23 protein-coding genes are annotated in these 20,642 nt (G+C 67.7%); 15 read left to right on the top strand and 8 right to left on the bottom strand.

From position 1 onward, the window contains the following. Nucleotides 1-3: 3 nt before the first annotated feature. From AC04MD_RS04110 to alr, 3 genes are read right to left on the bottom strand one after another with little or no spacing between them, the layout of a single operon-like run. Nucleotides 4-1,464: a WS/DGAT/MGAT family O-acyltransferase gene (locus AC04MD_RS04110; protein ID WP_475496042.1), complete on the bottom strand. Its 1,461-nt coding sequence runs from the start codon at nt 1,462-1,464 to the stop codon at nt 4-6. Nucleotides 1,465-1,523: 59 nt separating this feature from the next. After that, the gene (locus AC04MD_RS04105; RefSeq protein ID WP_475496041.1) at nt 1,524-2,942 is read right to left on the bottom strand and encodes a cryptochrome/photolyase family protein; all 1,419 of its coding nucleotides are present in this window, start codon (nt 2,940-2,942) and stop codon (nt 1,524-1,526) included. A 32-nt stretch (nt 2,943-2,974) separates the two neighbouring features. After that, nucleotides 2,975-4,165, bottom strand: coding sequence for an alanine racemase (gene alr, locus AC04MD_RS04100; protein ID WP_475496040.1), 1,191 nt, complete (start codon nt 4,163-4,165; stop codon nt 2,975-2,977). Nucleotides 4,166-4,403: 238 nt separating this feature from the next. On the opposite strand from alr, the gene AC04MD_RS04095 reads away from it, so the two are divergent. The 6 genes from AC04MD_RS04095 to AC04MD_RS04070 are packed head-to-tail and all read left to right on the top strand — an operon-like array spanning nt 4,404 to nt 10,513. Beyond that, nucleotides 4,404-5,420 carry a beta-ketoacyl-ACP synthase 3 gene (locus AC04MD_RS04095; protein WP_475496039.1) on the top strand — a complete coding sequence of 339 codons (1,017 nt, stop codon included), beginning with the start codon at nt 4,404-4,406 and terminating at the stop codon, nt 5,418-5,420. Between the two features lies 1 nt (nt 5,421). Next, complete coding sequence (locus tag AC04MD_RS04090; protein ID WP_475496038.1) at nt 5,422-6,414, top strand: NAD-dependent epimerase/dehydratase family protein; 993 nt, start codon at nt 5,422-5,424, stop codon at nt 6,412-6,414. Continuing rightward, on the top strand, nt 6,401-7,240 hold the full coding sequence (locus tag AC04MD_RS04085; RefSeq protein ID WP_475496037.1) for an MBL fold metallo-hydrolase: 840 nt from the start codon (nt 6,401-6,403) through the stop codon (nt 7,238-7,240). Before AC04MD_RS04090 ends, AC04MD_RS04085 begins: the two co-directional genes overlap by 14 nt. Continuing rightward, the gene (locus tag AC04MD_RS04080) at nt 7,237-8,400 is read left to right on the top strand and encodes an ATP-grasp domain-containing protein (protein WP_475496036.1); all 1,164 of its coding nucleotides are present in this window, start codon (nt 7,237-7,239) and stop codon (nt 8,398-8,400) included. The genes AC04MD_RS04085 and AC04MD_RS04080 overlap by 4 nt, the downstream gene beginning before the upstream one ends. After that, nucleotides 8,397-9,503: a GNAT family N-acetyltransferase gene (locus tag AC04MD_RS04075; RefSeq protein WP_475496035.1), complete on the top strand. Its 1,107-nt coding sequence runs from the start codon at nt 8,397-8,399 to the stop codon at nt 9,501-9,503. Before AC04MD_RS04080 ends, AC04MD_RS04075 begins: the two co-directional genes overlap by 4 nt. Further along, nucleotides 9,500-10,513, top strand: coding sequence for a Rieske 2Fe-2S domain-containing protein (locus AC04MD_RS04070; RefSeq protein WP_475496034.1), 1,014 nt, complete (start codon nt 9,500-9,502; stop codon nt 10,511-10,513). The genes AC04MD_RS04075 and AC04MD_RS04070 overlap by 4 nt, the downstream gene beginning before the upstream one ends. 2 nt (nt 10,514-10,515) lie before the next feature. Here the strand turns inward: AC04MD_RS04070 and AC04MD_RS04065 are convergent, their stop codons facing one another. From AC04MD_RS04065 to AC04MD_RS04045, 5 genes are all read right to left on the bottom strand, one after another. Further along, on the bottom strand, nt 10,516-11,916 hold the full coding sequence (locus tag AC04MD_RS04065) for a replicative DNA helicase (RefSeq protein WP_475496033.1): 1,401 nt from the start codon (nt 11,914-11,916) through the stop codon (nt 10,516-10,518). A gap of 204 nt (nt 11,917-12,120) precedes the next feature. Then, on the bottom strand, nt 12,121-12,570 hold the full coding sequence (gene rplI, locus AC04MD_RS04060) for a 50S ribosomal protein L9 (RefSeq protein WP_475496032.1): 450 nt from the start codon (nt 12,568-12,570) through the stop codon (nt 12,121-12,123). Between the two features lie 98 nt (nt 12,571-12,668). Further along, the gene (gene rpsR / locus AC04MD_RS04055) at nt 12,669-12,899 is read right to left on the bottom strand and encodes a 30S ribosomal protein S18 (protein WP_056880329.1); all 231 of its coding nucleotides are present in this window, start codon (nt 12,897-12,899) and stop codon (nt 12,669-12,671) included. An 11-nt stretch (nt 12,900-12,910) separates the two neighbouring features. Continuing rightward, complete coding sequence (gene rpsF / locus AC04MD_RS04050) at nt 12,911-13,336, bottom strand: 30S ribosomal protein S6 (RefSeq protein WP_192268294.1); 426 nt, start codon at nt 13,334-13,336, stop codon at nt 12,911-12,913. A 170-nt stretch (nt 13,337-13,506) separates the two neighbouring features. Beyond that, nucleotides 13,507-13,845, bottom strand: coding sequence for a HesB/IscA family protein (locus tag AC04MD_RS04045; RefSeq protein ID WP_475496031.1), 339 nt, complete (start codon nt 13,843-13,845; stop codon nt 13,507-13,509). Between the two features lie 111 nt (nt 13,846-13,956). On the opposite strand from AC04MD_RS04045, the gene asnS reads away from it, so the two are divergent. The 9 genes from asnS to AC04MD_RS04000 all read left to right on the top strand — a co-directional run bounded on the left by asnS (nt 13,957) and on the right by AC04MD_RS04000 (nt 20,629). Then, nucleotides 13,957-15,357 (top strand): asparagine--tRNA ligase, encoded by a 1,401-nt coding sequence (asnS, locus tag AC04MD_RS04040; RefSeq protein ID WP_162337407.1) that lies wholly within the window; start codon nt 13,957-13,959, stop codon nt 15,355-15,357. Continuing rightward, nucleotides 15,357-15,662, top strand: a complete 306-nt coding sequence (locus AC04MD_RS04035) for a hypothetical protein (protein WP_475496030.1) — start codon at nt 15,357-15,359, stop codon at nt 15,660-15,662. Before asnS ends, AC04MD_RS04035 begins: the two co-directional genes overlap by 1 nt. Then, entirely contained in the window at nt 15,659-15,967 is a 309-nt protein-coding gene (locus AC04MD_RS04030) for a hypothetical protein (RefSeq protein WP_475496029.1), read from the top strand. The genes AC04MD_RS04035 and AC04MD_RS04030 overlap by 4 nt, the downstream gene beginning before the upstream one ends. Before the next feature lie 7 nt (nt 15,968-15,974). Then, complete coding sequence (locus AC04MD_RS04025) at nt 15,975-16,619, top strand: FMN-binding negative transcriptional regulator (protein WP_475496028.1); 645 nt, start codon at nt 15,975-15,977, stop codon at nt 16,617-16,619. Nucleotides 16,620-16,713: 94 nt separating this feature from the next. Next, the gene (locus tag AC04MD_RS04020; RefSeq protein ID WP_475496027.1) at nt 16,714-17,499 is read left to right on the top strand and encodes an SDR family oxidoreductase; all 786 of its coding nucleotides are present in this window, start codon (nt 16,714-16,716) and stop codon (nt 17,497-17,499) included. Between the two features lie 44 nt (nt 17,500-17,543). Then, on the top strand, nt 17,544-18,965 hold the full coding sequence (locus tag AC04MD_RS04015) for an aldehyde dehydrogenase (RefSeq protein ID WP_475496026.1): 1,422 nt from the start codon (nt 17,544-17,546) through the stop codon (nt 18,963-18,965). A gap of 15 nt (nt 18,966-18,980) precedes the next feature. Continuing rightward, a complete protein-coding gene (gene can, locus AC04MD_RS04010; RefSeq protein WP_475496025.1) occupies nt 18,981-19,655 on the top strand; it encodes a carbonate dehydratase in 675 nt (224 codons plus the stop codon). Further along, the gene (locus AC04MD_RS04005) at nt 19,648-20,079 is read left to right on the top strand and encodes a RidA family protein (protein WP_475496024.1); all 432 of its coding nucleotides are present in this window, start codon (nt 19,648-19,650) and stop codon (nt 20,077-20,079) included. Before can ends, AC04MD_RS04005 begins: the two co-directional genes overlap by 8 nt. Nucleotide 20,080: 1 nt before the next feature. Continuing rightward, nucleotides 20,081-20,629, top strand: a complete 549-nt coding sequence (locus AC04MD_RS04000; protein ID WP_475496023.1) for a 3-hydroxyanthranilate 3,4-dioxygenase — start codon at nt 20,081-20,083, stop codon at nt 20,627-20,629. Nucleotides 20,630-20,642 lie beyond the last annotated feature (13 nt).

The raw sequence follows: 20,642 nt of genomic DNA, 5'->3' as shown, positions 1-20,642 counted from the left end.
GGATCAGGACAGCAGCGCACTGGCGGCCGGTGCATCCAGTGGCTGCTCCCAGCTCCCCATCAGCGACAGGTACAGCAGCTTCTCGAACTCGGGCCCGAAACGGCGGATCACCGCATCGGGATCGGGGATCAGCTTGGCGTCCGCGATGAGGCCGAAATGCACGCGGCCGTTGTAGCTGAGGATGGAGACGCCGATGCCGATGGAGCCGGTCTGCGGCACCCAGAACATCATGTCCCGGAGCCGCGAGCCGCCCATGTACAGCGGCTGCTGGGGGCCGGGAACATTGGTCGCGACGGCGGTCGCCTTGCGCGAGAACAGCTCCAGCGCGACGCCCTGGATCGCCGCCGGCGCCATGCCGAGCGCCGCGAGAAGTCCAAACGCAACAATAGCTTGGCGGGAATTCTTGAGGTCACGCATGCACTCGGCAACCCGCTCCAGCCGGCGGATCGGGTTGTCCTCGCCGACCGGCAGATCGAGGAAGACGAGGCCGAAATGGTTGCCCAGCTTGCGGGCATGCTCGAGCGGCCGCAGGTTGACCGGCACGGTCGCGCGCAGGGTCACGCCGTCGAGTTGCTCGCCGCGTTCCAGCATGTAGCTGCGCAGCGCGCCGGCCGCCGCGGCCATCAGCACATCGTTGACTGTGCAGTCGCAGGCGCGCCCGACCGCCTTCACTTCCTCCAGGTCCAGCGGCTCGGCCCAGGCGACGCGCTTGCTGACACCCAACTTGCCGCGCAGCAGCGTCGGCGGGTCGTCCGACAGCGACAGCGCATGCAGCAGTTCGCGGCCGATCTCGCCGCCTTCCTTCGCCAGCATCGTCGCCAGCGTGGGGTCCTGCATCATCTCCATGCCCTTGCCGATCACCTTGCCGCCGATCTGCACGTAGCGGTCGATGGCGCCGACGCGGCGCACGACCTCCGCCCCGTCCTTCTTCAGCCAGGCCGAGCGCAGGTCCTTGCCAGTATCGGGCTTGCGGGTGGTATCGGTCAGCGACAGCAGCACCTGCACCAGCGCGATGCCGTCCGCGTAGCTGTGGTGGATGCGCGCGACCAGCGCCGAGCCGGTGCCGTAGCGTTCGATCAGGTGGAACTGCCAGAGCGGTTTGGTCTTGTCCAGCGGCGTGGACGCCATCTGGCTGGTGAAGCGCTCGAGCGCCTTCTTCTCGGATTTCGGATCGTGCCGGCCCGGCAGCCCGGACAGGCGCACGTGCCAGTCGAGGTCGAAGTCCGGATCGGTGACCCACGACGCGCCCGCCGGTGTGTCGATCGCCTTCTGCAGGAAGCGCGGATAGGCGAGGAAGCGCTTCCTGATCACCTGCTTGAGCGTGTCGAGCGTCATCGGCTCGTCGAACATCAGCACGCCGGTGATCATCATCGGGTTGGTCGGACGGCACATCCGCAACCAGGCCGTATCCACCCGCGACATCGGTTCGCGACGCGGCTTTGCCGGCGCCTTCTTCGTGGCCATGCTTGCCCTCCTCTCCCGCGCCGAGTGAAGCACGCGCCGGCGAAAGGCGTCAACGCGGCTCAGTCGCCGGTCTTGCGGTACGCGGCCAGTGCACCCTCGCGTCCGGCGGCCAGATCGGCGACGGGAAGGCGCGGATAGTCCGGTGCGAGCTTCGCGAGGATGTCGGGCTTCTGCCACGGCGCGAAGCGCAGCGGAATCGGCAGCTGTGCCAGTTCCGGCACCCAGCGGGCGATGTAGGTGCCCTTCGGGTCGAACTTCTCCGCCTGCGTCACCGGATTGAACACGCGGAAGTACGGTGCAGCGTCGGCACCCGTCCCCGCCACCCATTGCCAGCCCAGCGTGTTGTTGGCCAGGTCGGCATCCACCAGCGTGTCCCAGAACCAGCGCGCGCCGTGCGACCAGTGGTAGCGCAGATGCTTGGTCAGGTAGCTGGCGACGATCATGCGTACGCGGTTGTGCATGTAGCCGGTCGTCCACAGCTCGCGCAGGCCGGCGTCGATGATCGGCACCCCAGTGCGGCCACGCTGCCATGCTTGGAGTGCGGCCGGATCGACCTTGGCCCAGTCGAAGTGCTCAAAGCGCGGATTGAGGTTCTGCGTGGTGGTCTGCGGGAAGTGGTGCAGCAGGTGATAGGCGAACTCGCGCCAGCCCAGCTCGCGGATGTAGCCGTCCATGTCGGCGCTGTTGGCGGCGGTGCGTGCACGCTCGAGTTCTGCGGCGATGCGCCAGGGCGCGATCTCGCCGAAATGCAGGTGCGGGGAGATCCGGGACGTACCGACGCGGTCGGGGCGATCACGATCGCTGCGGTAGCCGTTCAACGCGCCGTCGATGAAGATCTCCAGCGCTTCCCGCGCCCCGGCTTCGCCCGGCGTCCAGGCATCCCAGAAGCCTTTATCCCAGCCGCGTTCGGGCAACAGCTTCCAGTCGTCCAGCCGGTCGCTCTGCAGCGCGGCATCGACAGGCGGCAGGCGGCCGGGCGCGTCCCAAGGCGACGGTGCGCGCCACTGCGCCAGCGCGGAGCGCCAGAACGGCGTGAACACCTTGTACGGATTGCCCTGCTGGGTGGCAAGATCCAAGGGCTCGAACAGCAGGCTGCCGTTGAAACTCTCGACCTGCAGGCCGCGTTCGCGCAGCGCCTTCTTGAGCGCCGCATCGCGCGGCTGGGTAGCGGGTTCGTACTTGCGGTTCCAGAACACGACCTCCGCAGCGGTCTGGTCCAGCAACGTGTCCAGCGCCGCCGCACTACCACCGCGGCGCAGCAGCAGACGGGATCCACGCGCCTGCAGGTCGGCATCGAGCGACGCCAGCGACTTGTGCAGCCAGGCCTTCGATGCCCCGCCCGGCGCCCACTCGCCCTCCTCGTCCGGCGCGAACACGTAGACCGGGATGGGTGTGAACCCGCCATCGAGCGCGGCGCGCAGCGCGGGCTGGTCGTCCAGGCGGAGATCATGGCGGAACCAGACGAGCGCGTTGGGCATGCGGGAAAAACTCTCGACGAGAAACATCCCGCTTACGTGGCGGACGTCGGGGTGGATGCACCGCCTACGTACTCGCGCGGGATGCGCGCATTGAGCCCGGTCAGGATCTCGTACGGAATCGTCCCGGCCGTCGACGCCACCGACTCGCAGGTGATCGCCTCGCCGCCCTGGCGACCGATCAGCACGACCTCGTCCTCGTTGTACGCCGTGCCCGCCGGACCGAGATCGACCATGAACTGGTCCATGCAGACACGACCGACGATGGGACGGCGCTCGCCCCGTACCAGCACCTCGCCGCGAGACGACAGCGAACGGGGATAGCCGTCGCCGTAACCGATGGGCACCGTCACCACGCGGGTGTCGGCGGCGGCCGTCCATGTGGCGCCGTAGCTGACGGTGCGACCGGCCTTCACCACCTTGAAGTAGACCACCTTGGACACCAGCGACAGGGCCGGCTTCAGCGCCACGGTCGGTCGCGAGGCAGGATCCGGCATCACGCCGTACAGCGCGATGCCGGGGCGCACCATGTCCAGGCAGGTGTCGGGAAAGTGCAGCACGCCGCCGGAGTTCGCCAGATGGCGGACCGGCATCGGCGCCCCGATGCGATCGAAGTGGCTGCAGGCGTGCAGGAAGCGCTGCAACTGCTCGTGCGTCATCGGCGACGCCGGATCGTCCGAGCACGCCAGGTGCGAGTAGATGCCCTTCACGGTGCACCAGCGCGACGACACCGCAGCGTCGATGAAGGCGCCTGCGTTCTCGCTGTGCACGCCGATGCGCTCCATGCCGGTATCGACCTTGAGGTGCACCACCGCCTTGCGCCCCGTCGCTTCGGCGGCCGCCTCGACCTGCCGCAACTTGGCGATCGACGACACGGTCACCTCAAGATCGCAGGCCAGGAACTGGCTGACCTGGGGCGCGTGGATACCGCCCATGACGAGAACGGGGACGGTCACCCCGGCGCGCCGCAGCGCCAGCCCCTCTTCCACCAGCGCGACACCCAGCTGGCCAATGCCCTGTGCCTGCAGGTGCAGCGCGACCGGCACCAGGCCATGCCCGTAGGCGTTCGCCTTGACGATGCCCATGACCGGCGAGCCGGCATGCGCCTGCAGGGCACGGAAGTTGTGGCCGATCGCCTGCAGGTCCACGCGGATGCGCGTGGGGCGATCGTTGGCTTCGGGGCGGAACGCGGTGTCGTTGGCGATGTCAGGCGAAGAAGCGCTCATGTCGGGATTGTAGCGGCGCGTAAGCGACTGTCGCCCACGCAGACGACCAGGCCGCCGCACAACGCGGACCCGTCACTGCATCCGTTGCGCCGCGGCATGTGCAGGGATCGTCCACTTCGCGAGGTATCACCATGTGATACCGTCCGGCCCATCGGATGCTCCAGCCGCCAACGCGGCTTGCCAGCGCACTGCCACTGGTCAAGGCTCGGCTTTGCATCGCCTAGAACATCGAGCCCCCATGGATCAGGAAAGGCCCCGCTCCACCCCGCTGCGCATCGTGGCGACAGGCGAATACGTACCGGTGCGTCGTGTCGGTTCGGACGCGTTCGACCGGCGCTGGCGCAAATCCGATGGCTGGACCGAACGCCACGTGGGCATCAGGCACCGGCAGCACGCCGGCGACGACGAGTCGGCCTCGATGATGGCCGCCATGGCAGCGCAGGCTGCTCTTGAACGCGCAGGCCTGCGCGCGGACCAGATGGACGCTGTCATCAGCGTGGGCGGCGTGATGGAACAGGCGATCCCCTGCACGGCCGTGCTGGTCCAACGACGACTGGGCCTGTCGAACACCGGCACGCCGGCCTTCGACATCAATGCCACCTGCCTGGGCTTTCCGGTCGCGCTGGATCTGGTTGCGCCGGCCTTGGCCAGCGGACGCTACCGGCGCGTCTTGATCGTCGCCGGCGAGGTCGCATCGGCAGGACTGGACTGGGACGATACCGACACCGCCGCGCTCTTCGGCGACGGCGGCGCGGCCGTGATCGTCGAGGCGGCCGCCGCCTCCGACACGTCCTGCCTGCTCGGCACGCACATGGAAACGCACAGCGAGGGCGCCGACTACTGCCAGATCCGGGCGTGCGGCACCCGCATGCGCCTGGCCGACAACGTGGACGCCTATGCCCGCGCATCCCGCTTCGAGATGGCGGGCCGCGCCACCTATCGATTGGCCGCGCAGAAGCTGCCCGGATTCATGCACACCCTGTTTGCCCGCGCCGGCGTGGAAGCCCGCGACCTGGCCTGCCTGATTCCACACCAGGCCAGCGTCAAGGCCCTGGATCATCTGCAGCGGGCGCTGGGCCTGCCGCCACAGGTTCTGGTCCGGATACTCGAGACGCACGGCAACCAGATGGCGGCGTCCATCCCGTTGGCGCTGCATCACGCGATCGAACGTGGCGCGCTGCGCCGCGGCGATCTGTTCGCGATGGTCGGCTCGGGCGCGGGACTGTCGTTCGCCGGCGCGGTGCTCCGCTACTGACATGGCGCGCATCCTGGTCACCGGTGCAACTGGCTTCATCGGAAGCCATGCCGTGCGCCGCCTTGCCGACGCGGGCCATGCCATCGTCGCGACGGGCCGGAATCGCGCGCGTCTGGCCAGCATCGACACGCGTGCGCATGCCGTCTCCGCCGATCTGATACGGGACCCACTCGAACCCCTGCTGCACGCCTGCGACGCAGTCGTGCATTGCGCCGCACTGTCGTCGCCATGGGGACGCACCGAGGACTTCCAGGCGGCCAACGTGCACGCCACCGAGCGCCTGCTCGAGGCCGCACGCCGGGAGGGCGTATCCCGCTTCATCCACCTCGGCTCTCCGAGCATCTATTTCCGCTTCCGCGACCAGTTCGACGTGGGCGAGGAGTTCCAGCCACCGCGGCGCTGGATCACCGACTACGCGCGCAGCAAATGGGAGTCGGAATGCCGGGTACGCGCGGCGTCCGGAAGCGATCTGCAGACGTTGATCCTGCGCCCCCGCGCCGTGTTCGGCGAAGGCGACCGGGCGATCCTGCCCCGCCTGCTTGCAGCCGCGGCGCGGGGACGCTTTCCCTTGGTGGGCGGCGGACAGGCGCTGATCGACGTCACCCACATCGACAACCTCGTCGAACTGATCGCCACCTGCGTGTCCGCCGACCTGCCCGGCAACGCGCGCGCGTACAACATAAGCAATGGCGAACCGGTACGCGTGCGCCACCTCCTGGAGACCCTGTTCTCGTCGCTCGACCGCGAGGTCCGCCTCATCAACGTGCCGCGCGCTGCGCTGCTGGCGCTGGCCGCCCTATCCGAACGCTTCGCCCGACTGCGGCCCGACCAGCCCGAGCCACGCCTGACCCGCTATGGCATCGGCGTGCTCGGCTATTCGCAGACGCTGGACATCAGCCGGGCACGACGCGAGTTGCATTACCGGCCGCAGATGGGCGTTGCCGACGGCATCGCCCGCTACGCACGATGGTGGAAGGCCCATGGCCATCGTTGAGTGGCGGCTTTATGAAGCCGGCTTCTGCACCCATCCCGAACGCGCGACCCGCCGCGATGCGGGCCTGCAAGCCTGCGAGTTCCCAGCGCTGGTGCCCGTGCTGCGGCACGCCGACCACGGCTGGGTCCTGTTCGATACCGGTTATTCCGAGCACTTCCTGAAAGCCACGTCAGCGCTGCCGGAGCGCCTCTACCGCATGGTGACCCCCGTGCACCTGCCTCCGCAGGCCACACTCGCATCCCAACTGCGCCGCGACGGCGTCGCGCCCGCGGACGTCGCATGGGTCCTGCTCTCGCACATGCATGGCGACCATGTCGGCGGGCTCGCGGACTTCCCGCAGGCACGGCTGGCCTGCGCACGCACCGCCTGGGACGACCTGCATGCGCACGGCCGTATCGGCGCTTTGCGCCGCGGCCTGCTCCCGTCGCTGCTGCACGGCAGGCAGGAAGCAACGGTCCGCTGGTTCGAAGCACTGCCGCGACGGCATCTTCCTGTGGCCCTGCACCCGTTCGACGATGGTTACGACCTGTTCGGCGACGGCAGCCTGCTGCTGGTGCCGCTCCCCGGTCACGCACCGGGCCATTACGGTGCCGTGTTCGACGACGGGAAGGGCCCGGTCTTCCTGGTCGCCGATGCCAGCTGGTCGTCCCAGGCCATCCGCGACAACGTGCCGCCACCGGCGGCGGTGACGGGCTGGTTGGGCGACACCACCACCTATCGCGAGACGCTTGCGCGCCTGCACGCCGTGCACCGCGCGTCGCCCGAGGTGCGCATCGTGCCCTCGCACTGCCGCGACTGGCGCCCGTCGCGCGAGCCACGTACATGACGGGCCGTGTCCTGATCCTCGGTGGACGCGCGCCTGTCGCGCTGGATCACGCACGTCGCTTCCATCGACGCGGATGGCAGGTGCACGTCGCCGATTCGATTCCCTGCCGGCTGGCCGGCTGGTCCTCGTCGGTCGCGCAGACCCACGCGATCGCGCCGCCGCGTTACGACCCGCGAGGCTTCGTCGGGGACTTGCGGTGGATCGTCACCGGACAGCGCATCGACCTGCTGCTGCCGACCTGCGAGGAAGCGGTCTACCTCTCGCGACACCGGCCGGCCCTGCCGCGCGAGCTGCCGGTGGCCGTGGACGACTTCGCCACCGTGGCCTCCCTGCACAGCAAATGGCAGTTCGCCAGCATTGCTGCGGCCTGCGGCATGCCCGTGCCGGCGACGGCACGAATGCGCACGCTGGACCAGGCGCGCGAATGGGCAGCCGGGCGCGGCGTGGTCCTGAAGCCCGAATACTCGCGGTTCGGCGTGCACGTGCGGCTCTATCCGGAGGGCATTCCCGCCGCTGCTCCCGAACTGCCCGCACTGGGAGACTGGGTGGCGCAGGAGTTCCTGGCCGGGCAGGAACTGTGTTCGTATGCGATCGCGCACCACGGACGCCTGCTGGCGCACTCGGTCTATCGCCCGGCCTACCGGTTGCGGCGCAGCTCCAGCTACTACTTCGAACCCGTGCATCGTCCTGCGATACGCGATGCGGTGGAGGCACTGGTCCGCCACACGGACTACAGCGGACAGGTGTCGTTCGACTGGATCGAAGGTGCCGACGGCATCGCGCGAGCGCTGGAGTGCAACCCGCGCGCGACCAGCGGCCTGCACCTGTTCTCACGCGAGACGGACCTGCCGGCGGCGCTCGTTGGCGAAGGCCCGTTGCGCGAGCCGATCAATGCGCCCCCCCGGATGATCGCGGCGCTGATGTCCAGCGCCGGCCTTGCGAGCGCGGCGGCGAAGGGAAGCCTGCGCCAGTGGCAACGCGACTGGCAGCACGCCGACGACGTGGTCTCCGTGCCCGGCGACCGGTTGCCGCTGAGCGGTGCGCTCGCCGATCTCGGCTTGTATGTGGCGCTCGCCCTGCGACAGCAGTGCAATCTGCGCGAAGCCGCCACCCGCGACATCGAATGGGACGGCGAACCAATGCCAGTGGTGGATACTTGAACGCGCAGGTCGCCCATGCGGACTTCGCGACGCAGGCGAGCGCATTCGCCGCCCTTCACGCGGGTCGCCCCACCGATGCGATGGTGTCCAACCTGCATGCCCGGGTCGAAACCCTGCATACGGGCGCCGGCGCCCTGCCCGTCAGCGTGCACGATGGCCGCCAGGGCGACGCCTGGGTCTGCTCGCCGCGCACCACCTACGCCGACTGTGCCGGCGAGGAAAGCGCCCGCTACCTACCAGCACCACTACGCGACGGCGCGCACTGGCTGCTGTCGGCACTGGGAGGCGGCCTCGCCTTGAGCGGATTGGATAACGCCGTGGCCATCAACAACTGGCTGCTGTCGACCAATCTCTACCCTCCGCTGGAAACAGTAGATCCCGCTCCCATGATCGAAGAAGCGGTGGTGCGGTGGCCCGGGCACACGCTGTGGTTCCGTTCGTTGAACGAGCACCACAACGGCGACTGGCTCGACGCATTGCGCGCAGCCGGTTGCCTGCCAGTGGCGAGCCGGCAGGTCTATCTGTACGACGACATCGCGCCGCTGGCGATCCGACGCCGCGATCTCAAGCGCGACCTGTCCCTGCTGTTCCGCACGCCGTTGCACCACTGCGGGGATGACGAAGTCACGGACCGCGACTACACACGCATCGCCGAACTGTATGCATTGCTCTACATCGGCAAGTACTCGCGCCACAATCCGCTTTACGGCGAAGATTTCCTGCGTGCATGGCATCGCGCCGGCCTGCTTTCCTTCGAAGGATTCCGCGACGACGGGCGGCTGGTCTGCGTGATCGGCCTGTTCCGCCAGGGGCGCACCGTGACCGCCCCGATCGTCGGCTACGACACGGCAATGCCGCAGCGGATGGGCCTGTACCGGTTGGCGACGGCCTGCGCCTATCGTGCCTGCATCGAGAACGGCTGGCGCCTGAACTTCAGTGCGGGCGCGGCAGACTTCAAGCGTCTGCGAGGCGGTACGCCGTCGATCGAGTACAGCGCCGTCTATGCGCGGCATCTGCCACGCGGCACACGCCTCGTCGTGGCGGCACTGTCGGCGATCACCTGCAGGATCGGCGTACCGCTATTGCGCAGATATCGCCTGTGAATCCCTGGCATCCCGCACTGTATGGCCACTGGTACGCGGTGGCGCGCACGAGCCGGATCGGCCGTGCACCGGTCGCGATCTCGCTGCTTGATCGCCACATCGCCCTGGCGCGCACCGAGGCGGGTGGCTGGATCGCGCTGGAAGACCGTTGTCCGCATCGGCATGCGCCGCTTTCCGCCGGCTGCGTGCAGGGTGATCATCTTGTCTGCCCGTACCACGGTTGGTCTTTCAGCGCCGACGGTGGACTGAAGCGCGTCCCCGGTCTGGCGCCGGACACATCGCCCCCCAACGTGCGCGTTCGCCAGTTCGCCGTGCAGGAACTGGACGGTTTCGTCTGGTTGCGCCCGGGTGACAGCGACGTGTCAGCACCCAGCGCGCTGATGCGGGGAACCGACGGCAACACGCGTCGCTTCCAGTGGCAGACCCGCTGGTCCGCCCATGTGGTGGACGCGATGGAGAACTTCCTCGATCCGCTGCACACGCACTTCGTCCACGCCGGCCTGGTGCGGCGCGACGGCGCACGGATGCCGATGGAAGCGCGCTTCCGCGGCACGGCGGAGGGTTTTGTCGTCGATTACAGCGGCAGGCCGTCGCAGTCAGGCCTGCTCTACAGGCTGTTCGAATCCGAACGGACGGTGGAGCGCGCGCATTTCGCCACTCCCGGTACCGCCCGCCTGGAGTACGGGTACGCCAACGGCAGCCGCGTGCTGATCGACCTGCATTTCACTCCCGTGGCAACAGATGCCACCGATGTGTTCGTGGCCCTGCATATCGAAGGGCGCTGGGCGCCGGCATGGGCCGTGCGCCTGCTGGCCTGGCCCTTCCTGAAGCGGGTCAATGCCCAGGACGCCGCGATGCTGGCGATGCAGGCAGACAATCGCCGGCGCTTTCCCGGCCGGCAAGGTGCGTCCACCGATCTGGACATCGTGCGCGGTGCGCTCGAAGCCTTCTGGATACGCGGCGAAGCCCCCGCGCCATCCGCCGAACGCCTCGTCCGGATGATGCTCTAGCGTTACTCGAACGCGCCGATGTTGTCGTGGCTCAGGTTGTCGAAGCGGGTGTATTCGCCGAAGAACCGCAGCTTGCACGAGCCGGTGGGACCGGAACGCTGCTTGCCGATGATGATCTCGGCCAGGCCTTTGTCCGGCGAGGTTTCCTTGTTGTAGTAATCGTCTCGGTAGATGAAGACGATCATGTCGGCGTCCTGCTCGATGGCGCCCGATTCGCGCAGGTCGGCCATCACCGGGCGCTTGTCGGTACGCGTTTCCAGCGAGCGGTTGAGCTGCGACAGCGCGATAACGGGGACGTTGAGTTCCTTCGCCAGGCCCTTCAGCGAGCGCGAGATCTCCGAGATCTCGGTGGCGCGGTTCTCGCTGTTGCCGGGTACCGACATCAGCTGCAGGTAGTCGATGACGATCAGGCCCAGGTCGTGCTCGCGCTTCAGCCGGCGCGCCTTGGAGCGTAGCACGTCGGGCGACAGGCCCGGCGTATCGTCGATGAAGACCTTGGCCTGGTCCTTGAGGATGCGGATGGCGCTGGTCACGCGGCTCCAGTCCTCGTCTTCCAGCGCGCCGGTGCGCAGGCGGGTGGCGTTGATGCGGCCGACCGACGAGATCAGTCGCATCGCCAGCTGGCCGGCCGACATTTCCATCGAGAACACCGCGACCGCCTTCTTCGACTTGATCGCGGCATACTCGGCGATGTTCAGCGCGAACGTGGTCTTGCCCATCGCCGGGCGCGCCGCCAGGATCACCAGGTCGGTCGGTTGCAGGCCCGCGGTCATCTGATCGAACTCGGTGTAGCCGGTTGGCAGGCCGGTGACCGTGCCGCCGCTCTCCGAGCGCACGCGCAGGACCTCGAAGGCGTCCTTCAGCGCGTCGTTCATCGCCACGAAGTCGGTACGTCCGCGCGCACCCTGCTCGGCGATGGCGAACACCTTCTGTTCGGCCACGGCCAGCATCTCGTCGCTTTCCTTGCCGTCGGGCTGGAACGCGTCGTTGACGATCTCGGTGCCCACCTCGATCAGCTGGCGCATCACCGCCTTGTCGCGGACGATCTCCGCATAGGCGGTGATGTTGGCGGCCGAAGGCGTGGTGCTGGCCAGTTCGACCAGGTAGGCGCCGCCGGCGATCAGCTCCATCTGGCCCTGCGATTCGAACCACTCGCCCAGCGTCACCGCATCGAATGGCCGGTTGCGTTCGGCCAGTTCGCCGATGGCGCGGTAGATCAGCTGGTGGTCGCGCCGGTAGAAGTCGTTCGGCGTCAGCTTGTCGTTGATGCGGTCGTAGGCTTCCGGCGCCAGCATCAGGCCGCCCAGCACCGCTTGCTCCGCTTCGATGGAGTTCGGCGGCACGCGCAGCTGTTCGATGCGCGCGTCATGGGGATCGGAACGGAAGCTCGTGCGTGCTGACATGTGCGGGGCAAACTCCTGCGGCGCATGCGTGGCGAACGCCAGCACGGCCGGCCATGGTAGGCAGTCCTTGCCCCAAGGTGTTGCAGATAAGTGTGTGGATAACCGGTGGGAATCTCACGGCCTGAGACAGCCTCGGAACCGGAAAACAGGACGGGCGCCTTTCGGCGCCCGTCTGTCGGCATCACGGATGATGCGCGGAGTGGATCAGGCTTCGGCCTGCACCACGACCTTGACGGTCGTCTGCACGTCCGCGTGCAGCTTCACGACGATGTCGTACTCGCCGATGTTGCGCAGCGCGCCTTCGCCCATGATGACCTCGCTCTTCTCGAGCGGCAGGCCGGAGGCGGTGAAGGCGTCGGCGATGTCGCGCGGGCCGACCGAACCGAACAGCTTGCCTTCGGTCGCGGCGTTGGCGGTGATCGTGACGCTGGCGCCTTCCAGCTTGGCGGCGCGGGCTTCGGCGTCATCATGCACGGCCTTGGCCTTGGCCTCGTACTCGGCGCGCTTGGCTTCGAACTCGGCGACGTTGGCGGCGGTGGCCGGCACGGCCTTGCCCTGCGGCACCAGGAAGTTGCGGCCGTAGCCCGGCTTCACGTTGACCTTGTCGCCCAGGACGCCCAGGTTGGTCACTTTCTGCAGAAGAATCAGTTCCATCGTATTGCTCCGTATTCGTTAGCAGGCAGGGCCTGCAGCGATTGGCTGTCCGAATGACAGTGGGAAAAAGGAACCTCCCCGTGCGGGGAGGTCCTGGATTACACGTCGTGGTTGTCCGTGTACGGGATCAGCGCCAGGAAACGGGCGCGCTTGACCGCGGCGGACAGCTGACGCTGGTAGCGGGACTTGGTACCGGTGACGCGGCTCGGGACGATCTTGCCGTTCTCGGTCAGGTACTGGCGCAGGGTGTTGAGATCCTTGTAGTCGATCTCTTTCACGCCTTCGGCGGTGAACTTGCAGAACTTGCGGCGGCGGAAGAACTTGGACATGGGTGTGCTCCTCAGGCGGCTTCGGCGTTGTCGGAATCGGTCGAGGCAGCGGGGGCCTCGCCTTCTTCGTCGTCACGGCGGCGACGCTCGCCACGTTCGGGCTTGTCGCCCTTCTCGTCCTTGTTCTTCATGATCAGGGACTGCTCGGTGTCCGGGCCATCGCGCTTGATGACCAGGTTACGCAGCACCGCATCGTTGAAGCGGAAGCTTTCCACCAGCTCGTTCAGCACGGCCTGGTCGGCTTCGATGTTGAGCAGGACGTAGTGGGCCTTCACCAGGTTCTGGATCGGGTAGGCCAGCTGACGGCGGCCCCAGTCTTCCAGACGGTGGATCGTGCCGTTACCGCCCTCGATCAGCGCCTTGTAGCGCTCGATCATGGCCGGCACCTGCTCGCTCTGGTCCGGGTGGACCAGGAATACGACTTCATAGTGACGCATCGTTTTTACCTTTCGGATGTGGGTCTGGCCACGAAAAAGGCCGGACTGGACAGCCCCCCGATGACCGGATCGGACACGGTGGGGCGAGGAACCGGAGCCCTGACGGGCCTCCGGGAGCAGGAAAGTATGACAGGTCAACCACTTAGGGGCAACCTGCCCCTGCGGACGCCTCAGGCGGCGTCGGCGGTGGTGGTGAAGCTCTCGCCACAGCCGCATTCGGCCGCGGCATTGGGGTTCCGGAAGATGAAAGTCTCGGACAGGCCCTGCTTGGCGAAGTCGATCTCGGTGCCGTCGACCAGCGGCAGGCTGGTGGCGTCGACGTAGATCTTCACGCCCCCGAACTCGAACACGGTGTCGCCCTCGCGCTGGTCGCGGGCCAGGTCGGCTACGTGGCCCCAACCGGAGCAGCCGGTGCGGGTCACCCCGAAGCGCAGGCCCAGTGCCGCCGGGGTCTGCTCGACGAAGCGCTGCACGCGCTCGAGTGCAACCGGGGTCAGGGTGATGGCCATGCGTATCTCCTGTGCGACGCGGACGATTATAGCCGCCGGCATGCCGAGGGCTGCGCGGCTCTTGTAAACTCCGCGTTCCATTAATAAGTCTGTTATCGAAGGATTCAAGCCATGACGGTGGTGAGCGTCGAACATGCGCTGGCGGGCAAGCTCCCGGCCGGCGGCGAAGTCACGGTGCGCGGCTGGGTGCGCACGCGGCGCGATTCCAAGGCGGGCCTGTCCTTCGTCAACGTCAGCGACGGCTCGTGCTTCGCGCCGATCCAGGTGGTCGCACCCGATTCGCTGGGCAACTACGAATCCGAGATCAAGCACCTGACCACCGGCTGCGCGGTCGTCGCCACCGGCACCCTGGTGGCCTCGCAGGGCCAGGGCCAGAGCTTCGAGATCCAGGCCTCGTCCGTCGAGGTCGTGGGCTGGGTGGAGGATCCTCTCACCTACCCCATGCAGCCCAAGCAGCATTCGCTGGAGTACCTGCGCGAGTTCGCCCACCTGCGGCCGCGCACCAACCTGTTCGGCGCCGTCACCCGCATCCGCAACTCGCTGGCGCAGGCGGTGCACCGGTTCTTCCACGAGAACGGCTACTTCTGGATCAGTACGCCGATCATCACCACCTCCGACGCCGAGGGTGCCGGCCAGATGTTCCGCGTCTCCACGCTGGACCTGGTCAACCTGCCGCGCGACAAGGAAGGCGCGGTGGATTTCTCGCGCGACTTCTTCGGCAAGGAAACCTTCCTCACCGTGTCTGGCCAGCTCAACGCCGAGGCGTACGCGCTGGCGATGAGCAAGGTCTACACCTTCGGCCCGACGTTCCGCGCCGAGAACAGCAACACCACGCGCCACCTGGCCGAGTTCTGGATGATCGAGCCCGAGGTCGCCTTCAACGACCTGGCCGCGAACGCGCAGCTGGCCGAGGATTTCCTGAAGTACCTGTTCCGCGCCGTGCTCAGCGAGCGCGCCGACGACCTGGCCTTCATCGCCGAGCGCGTCGAACCGACTGCGCTGACCCGCCTGGAAGCCTTCGTCAATTCGCCGTTCGAGCGCATCGACTACACCGATGCGATTTCGCTGCTGCAGAAGTCGGGGCAGAAGTTCGAGTTCCCGGTCGAATGGGGCCTGGACCTGCAGACCGAGCACGAGCGCTGGCTGACCGAGCAGCACGTCGGCCGCCCGGTGGTGGTGACCAACTATCCCGAGCACTTCAAGGCCTTCTACATGCGCCTGAACGACGACGGCAAGACCGTCGCCGCGATGGACGTGCTGGCGCCCGGCATCGGCGAAATCATCGGTGGCAGCCAGCGCGAGGAGCGCCTGGACGTGCTGGATGCGCGCATGGCGCAGTTCGGCCTGGATCCGGCCCACTACGGCTGGTACCGCGACTTCCGCCGTTACGGCTCGGTCCCGCACGCCGGCTTCGGACTCGGCTTCGAGCGGCTGGTGGTGTACGTCTGCGGACTGAGCAACATCCGTGACGCCATCGCCTACCCGCGCGCGCCGGGCAACGCGGAGTTCTGATGATCCTGTTCTTCGCCCTCTGCTTCGTCGGTGTCGCCATCGCCGGCTTCTGCGCCTTCGTCATCTTCTGGCCGCTGACGCTGGTGCATGTGCGCGACCGCCACGGCGCGCTGGGCGCGCAATGGGGCGAAGGCGCCTTCCTCAAGCCGGCCGCACTTCGCTGGCTGCTGTCTGGCAACTACCGGCAGATCACCGACACCTCGCTGTCCGGCCTGGCGACGCCGGCACGGATCTCGCTGTGCGTCATCATGTTCGGGCTGACGATGGCCGGCCTGCTGGCGCTGTGGGCGGAGGCCTTCGCATGAATCCGTTCCTCCGTGAGGACTGTTACCTCGCCTCGCTCGGCCGCACGCTGATCTGGGCGCGCCTGCGCCTGCTGGAGGCAGGCACCGCCGAGGTGCTGGACAGCGATGGCAATACGCTGGCCTACGACAGCGAGGACAGTGCCCGCGCGGCGTTGTTCGACGCGGAGTTCGTCGCCTTCGATGGTCTGGACGAAGACGACGCGCTGGCGCGCGGTTTCTCGCTCGCGGGCGTACAGCCGCCGCAGGGCGCCGACGATGCCGCGCTGGTGCCGCAGATGGTGCAGTCGCTCGGCGTGCGCGCCTGATCCGTCCATGTACACGCCGCGCGCGTTCGTCGAAACCGACCTGTCCGAGCTCGACCGGCTGATCGCGCGCGACGCGTTCGCTACCCTGGTCACCGTTGTCGACGGCACCCCCGCCATCAGCCACCTGCCCGTGCTCTACGCCCGCGACGGCGACCGGATCGTCATCGAGGGGCATTGGGCGAAGCCGAATCCACAGGCTCGCCATGCCGGTCCGGCGCTGCTGATCGTGCATGGCCCGCATGCGTACCTGTCCCCGGGCTGGTACACCGACAAGGAAGAGGCCGCCCGTGTCCCGACCTGGAACTACGCGGTCGCGCACCTGCATGGCGTGCTGGAAACGACGGAAGACACCGGTGTGCTGGCCTCGATCGTCGACCGCCTCAGCCAGGTCAACGAAGCCCATGTCGGCAACGACTGGCGCTTCGAGCACGACCGCGACGACCACGTCCGCCAACTGCGCGGGATCATCGGCTTCCGCTTCGACGTCGAACGCGTCGAGCTGAAGTTCAAGCTGAGCCAGAACCATCCGGCCGCCAATATCGAGGGCGCCGCCTCGGCGCTGCAGCATCTGGGTGGCGAAAACAACCTGGCAGTGGCCGAACTGATGCGCGAGCGACTGGCACGCAAGAGACAGGACGTGGGAGCGACGTAAGTCGCGATGCTTTCCCGGCATTCCGTTTCGCGACTTACGTCGCTCCCGCATCCCACGCCGCTAAACTCGACGCATCCCGACCCAGGAGCGACGCATGGACCTCAACCTCACCGGCCGGCATGCCCTCGTCTGCGGCGCCTCGGAAGGCATCGGCCGCGCGGCTGCACATGAACTGGCCCTGCTTGGCGCGAACGTCACCGTGCTGGCACGCCGCGCCGAGGTGCTCGCGGAGGTAGCGGCTGGCCTGCCGGTCGCCGGAACGCAGCGGCACGGCGTGCTGGTCGCCGATGTGTCGGACCTGGCCGCGTTGCGCGCGGGCATCGACGCGCTCGCGACCGCCACGCCCGTCCACATTCTGGTCAACAACACCGGCGGACCACCCGGCGGGCGCGCCATCGATGCAGCGACGGACGATTACCTGTCGGCGTTCCACCGCCACCTGCTGGCCAACCAGGCGCTTGCGCAGGCGGTGGTGCCCGGCATGCGCCAGGCCGGCTGGGGACGCATCGTCAATGTCGTGTCGACCTCAGTGAAGGAGCCCATCGCCAACCTCGGTGTCTCCAACGCCATCCGCGGCGCGGTCGCGAGCTGGGCCAAGACGCTGTCGAAGGAACTGGGCGGCGATGGCATCACCGTCAACAACGTGCTGCCTGGCTATACGCGCACGCGGCGGCTGGAGCAGATCCTGCACGATCGTGTGCAGACCACGGGTAAGGATGCTTCCGCCGTCAGTGCCACCATGCTCGCCACGGTGCCGGCAGGCCGCTTCGCGGAAGCACATGAAGTCGCCGCCGCCATCGCGTTCCTCGCCTCGCCCGCCGCCGGCTATATCACCGGCGTCAGCCTGGCGGTGGACGGCGGCCGCATGCAGTCCATCTGAGCCTGCAGGACGGGGGGCTTGCCAGCCGGGTTAAGCTAGTGGGCATGGACCGCTTCGGCCACTTCATCGACGGCGAACCGCGCCCGGGCAGCGCCTGGCGTCCCGTGTTGGAACCGGCGTCGGGAGCGGTCTACGCCGAGGTCGCCGATGGCAGCGAGCACGACGTCCTGCTGGCCGTGCAGGCCGCCGAATCCGCATTCCCCGCCTGGTCGGCGCTGACCACCAGCGAACGCTCGCGCTGGCTTGAACGCCTGGCCGATGCACTGGAGCAGCGACGCGATGTGTTCGCCGCCGCCGAATCGCGCGATACCGGCAAGCCGCTGGCGCTGGCGCGCGATATCGAGATCCCGCGCGCGGTCGCCTACCTGCGCTTCTTCGCGCATGCGGCCACGCAGTTCGCCAGCGAGTCGCACCATGGCGAGGCTGGACTGAACTACACGCTGCGGCAGCCGCTGGGCGTGGTCGCGGCGATCTCGCCATGGAATCTGCCGCTCTATCTGTTCACCTGGAAGATCGCGCCCGCGCTCGCGGCCGGCAACACGGTCGTGGCCAAACCGTCGGAAATCACCCCGGTCACCGCCACGATGCTGGGCGAACTGGCCGCTGAAATCGGCTTGCCGCGCGGCGTGTTGAATATCGTGCATGGCACGGGTCCGGCGGTGGGAGAGCCGCTGGTCCTGCATGCGGCGATCAAGGCGGTCTCGTTCACCGGCAGTACGGTGGTGGGACGGCGCATCGCAGGCTTGGCCGGGCCTCAGCTCAAGAAGGTCTCTCTGGAACTGGGCGGCAAGAACGCGACGCTGGTGTTCGCCAACAGCGACTGGCGTGCGCATCTGGACACCCTGCTCCGCTCCGCCTTCCAGAACGCCGGGCAGATCTGCCTGTGCGGCTCGCGCCTGCTGGTGCAGCAGGCGATCTACGAGGAGTTCCGCGACGCCCTGCTCGAGCGCGTCCGCGACCTGAAGGCCGGACCGCTCGACGATCCCGCCACGCGCCTGGGTGCGATGGTCTCGCAGGCGCAGTTCGACAAGGTGCTGGCCTGCATCCAGCGCGCCCGCCAGGAAGGCGGCCGCGTGCTGGCCGGCGGCCAGCCACTGGACCGGCCCGGCTGGTACATCGCCCCGACGGTGATCGAGGGCCTGGGCCCCGAGGCCACCACCAACCGCGAAGAAATCTTCGGGCCCGTGGTGACGCTCCAACCCTTCACCGACGAATCGCACGCGCTGGCGCTGGCCAACGCCGGCGACTATGGGTTGGCGGCGACGGTGTGGACGCGCGACCTGGACCGCGCCCATCGCCTGGCCGCGCAGTTGCGCGCCGGCATCGTCTGGATAAACACCTGGATGACACGCGACCTGCGCACGCCGTTCGGCGGCACGGGCGCGTCGGGCCTGGGCCGCGAAGGCGGGCTGGAGGCCATGCGTTTCTTTACCGAACCCAAGAACGTCTGCGTGGCGTTGCGCTGAGGACGAATACACACGATGTCTGATCAATCCGAACTCGAGAAACTGCTGCAGAACAACCGCGACTGGGCCGACCGCATCAAGCAGGAGGACCCGGGCTTCTTCAAGCGCCTGTCGCAGCAGCAGTCGCCGCGCTACCTGTGGATCGGCTGTTCCGATTCGCGCGTGCCGGCCAACCAGATCCTGGGCCTGGACCCGGGCGAAGTGTTCGTCCACCGCAACATCGCCAACGTGATGTCGCACGGTGACCTCAACGCGCTGTCGGTAGTGCAGTTCGCCGTCGACATCCTGAAGGTCGAGCACATCCTGCTGGTCGGCCATTACGGCTGCGGCGGCGTGCATGCGGCGATGACCGGCCTGCGCGTGGGCCTGGCCGACAACTGGCTGCGCCATGTCGCAGACGTGGCGATGAAGCATGCGGACCTGCTGGAACAGGTGGACACCGAATCGCTGCGCCATGCGCGCCTGTGCGAGCTGAACGTCATCGAGCAGGTGTTCAACGTCTGCCAGACCACCGTCGTGCAGGATGCCTGGGCGCGCGGACAGCCGCTCGCCATCCATGGCTGGGTGTACAGCCTGTTCGACGGGCGGGTGCGCGAACTGGACATGGACGTGAGCGCAGCGGACGAGCTGCAACCCGCTTACCAGCGCGCCCTCGCCGGCGTGCCGCCCAAGGGCAAGCGCGATGAGTGAGGCCGTCCACGCCGATGCCGCACCGAAGCCGGTCGGCCAGTATCCGCACGCGCGACGGGTGGGTGACCTGCTGTTCCTGTCCGGCATCGGCCCGCGCGATCCGGCCACCAACGCCATCGTCGGCAACGTGCACGATGCCGACGGACGCCTGATCAGCTACGACATCGAGGCGCAGTGCCGGGCCGTGTTCGGCAACGTGCGCGCGGTCCTGCACGCCAGCGGTGCACGCTGGGAGGACCTGGTGGACGTGACCGTCTACCTCACCGACATGGCACACGATTTCAAGGCGTACAACCGGGTCTGGACGGAATACTTCCCCGACGCCGCCACCGCGCCCTGCCGTACCACGCTGGGCATCACCGCCCTGCCCACGCCGATCGCCATCGAACTGAAGTGCATCGCGCACCTGCCGGAGCGCCGCTGAGATGTTGCCCAACCCGCTCAACTTCCAGGCGTGGATCGACGAACACCGCCACCTGCTGAAGCCGCCGGTCGGCAACAAGGTCATCTACGACGGCGACTTCATCGTGATGGTGGTGGGCGGGCCGAATGCGCGCACCGACTATCACTGGGACGAAGGTCCCGAGTGGTTCTACCAGTTGGAAGGCGAGATGGTGCTGCGCATCCAGGAGGATGGCGCCGCGCGCGACATCCCGATCCGCGCCGGCGAGATCTTCCTGCTGCCGCCGCGCGTGCCGCACTCGCCCCAGCGCATGCCGGGCTCGGTGGGTCTGGTGATCGAGCGCAGGCGCCTGCCGCACGAGGACGACGGCCTGCTGTGGTTCTGCGAGCGCTGCAACGAGAAGGTGTACGAGGAGTACTTCCACCTCAACGACATCGAGAAGGATTTTTTCCGGGTGTTCGAGGCCTTCTACCGCAACGACGACCTGCGTACCTGCAAGGCCTGCGGCCACCTGAATCCCCGGCCCAGCCGCTACGAAATGCAGGCCGACTCGCAGGCCGATATCACCTGAGCTTGCACTTGCC

It is taken from the genome of Pseudoxanthomonas sp. LjRoot206 (genome assembly GCF_056175725.1).
This window is presented reverse-complemented; position numbering and strand designations above follow the sequence as displayed.

Bases quoted from the DNA above. Each gene is read 5' to 3' on its own strand.
- AC04MD_RS04110 (WP_475496042.1), bottom strand. From the start codon at position 1,464: ATGGCCACGAAGAAGGCGCCGGCAAAGCCGCGTCGCGAACCGATGTCG.
- AC04MD_RS04105 (WP_475496041.1), bottom strand. From the start codon at position 2,942: ATGCCCAACGCGCTCGTCTGGTTCCGCCATGATCTCCGCCTGGACGAC.
- alr (WP_475496040.1), bottom strand. From the start codon at position 4,165: ATGAGCGCTTCTTCGCCTGACATCGCCAACGACACCGCGTTCCGCCCC.
- AC04MD_RS04095 (WP_475496039.1), top strand. From the start codon at position 4,404: ATGGATCAGGAAAGGCCCCGCTCCACCCCGCTGCGCATCGTGGCGACA.
- AC04MD_RS04090 (WP_475496038.1), top strand. From the start codon at position 5,422: ATGGCGCGCATCCTGGTCACCGGTGCAACTGGCTTCATCGGAAGCCAT.
- AC04MD_RS04085 (WP_475496037.1), top strand. From the start codon at position 6,401: ATGGCCATCGTTGAGTGGCGGCTTTATGAAGCCGGCTTCTGCACCCAT.
- AC04MD_RS04080 (WP_475496036.1), top strand. From the start codon at position 7,237: ATGACGGGCCGTGTCCTGATCCTCGGTGGACGCGCGCCTGTCGCGCTG.
- AC04MD_RS04065 (WP_475496033.1), bottom strand. From the start codon at position 11,916: ATGTCAGCACGCACGAGCTTCCGTTCCGATCCCCATGACGCGCGCATC.
- rplI (WP_475496032.1), bottom strand. From the start codon at position 12,570: ATGGAACTGATTCTTCTGCAGAAAGTGACCAACCTGGGCGTCCTGGGC.
- rpsR (WP_056880329.1), bottom strand. From the start codon at position 12,899: ATGTCCAAGTTCTTCCGCCGCCGCAAGTTCTGCAAGTTCACCGCCGAA.
- rpsF (WP_192268294.1), bottom strand. From the start codon at position 13,336: ATGCGTCACTATGAAGTCGTATTCCTGGTCCACCCGGACCAGAGCGAG.
- AC04MD_RS04045 (WP_475496031.1), bottom strand. From the start codon at position 13,845: ATGGCCATCACCCTGACCCCGGTTGCACTCGAGCGCGTGCAGCGCTTC.
- asnS (WP_162337407.1), top strand. From the start codon at position 13,957: ATGACGGTGGTGAGCGTCGAACATGCGCTGGCGGGCAAGCTCCCGGCC.
- AC04MD_RS04035 (WP_475496030.1), top strand. From the start codon at position 15,357: ATGATCCTGTTCTTCGCCCTCTGCTTCGTCGGTGTCGCCATCGCCGGC.
- AC04MD_RS04030 (WP_475496029.1), top strand. From the start codon at position 15,659: ATGAATCCGTTCCTCCGTGAGGACTGTTACCTCGCCTCGCTCGGCCGC.
- AC04MD_RS04025 (WP_475496028.1), top strand. From the start codon at position 15,975: ATGTACACGCCGCGCGCGTTCGTCGAAACCGACCTGTCCGAGCTCGAC.
- AC04MD_RS04020 (WP_475496027.1), top strand. From the start codon at position 16,714: ATGGACCTCAACCTCACCGGCCGGCATGCCCTCGTCTGCGGCGCCTCG.
- AC04MD_RS04015 (WP_475496026.1), top strand. From the start codon at position 17,544: ATGGACCGCTTCGGCCACTTCATCGACGGCGAACCGCGCCCGGGCAGC.
- can (WP_475496025.1), top strand. From the start codon at position 18,981: ATGTCTGATCAATCCGAACTCGAGAAACTGCTGCAGAACAACCGCGAC.
- AC04MD_RS04005 (WP_475496024.1), top strand. From the start codon at position 19,648: ATGAGTGAGGCCGTCCACGCCGATGCCGCACCGAAGCCGGTCGGCCAG.
- AC04MD_RS04000 (WP_475496023.1), top strand. From the start codon at position 20,081: ATGTTGCCCAACCCGCTCAACTTCCAGGCGTGGATCGACGAACACCGC.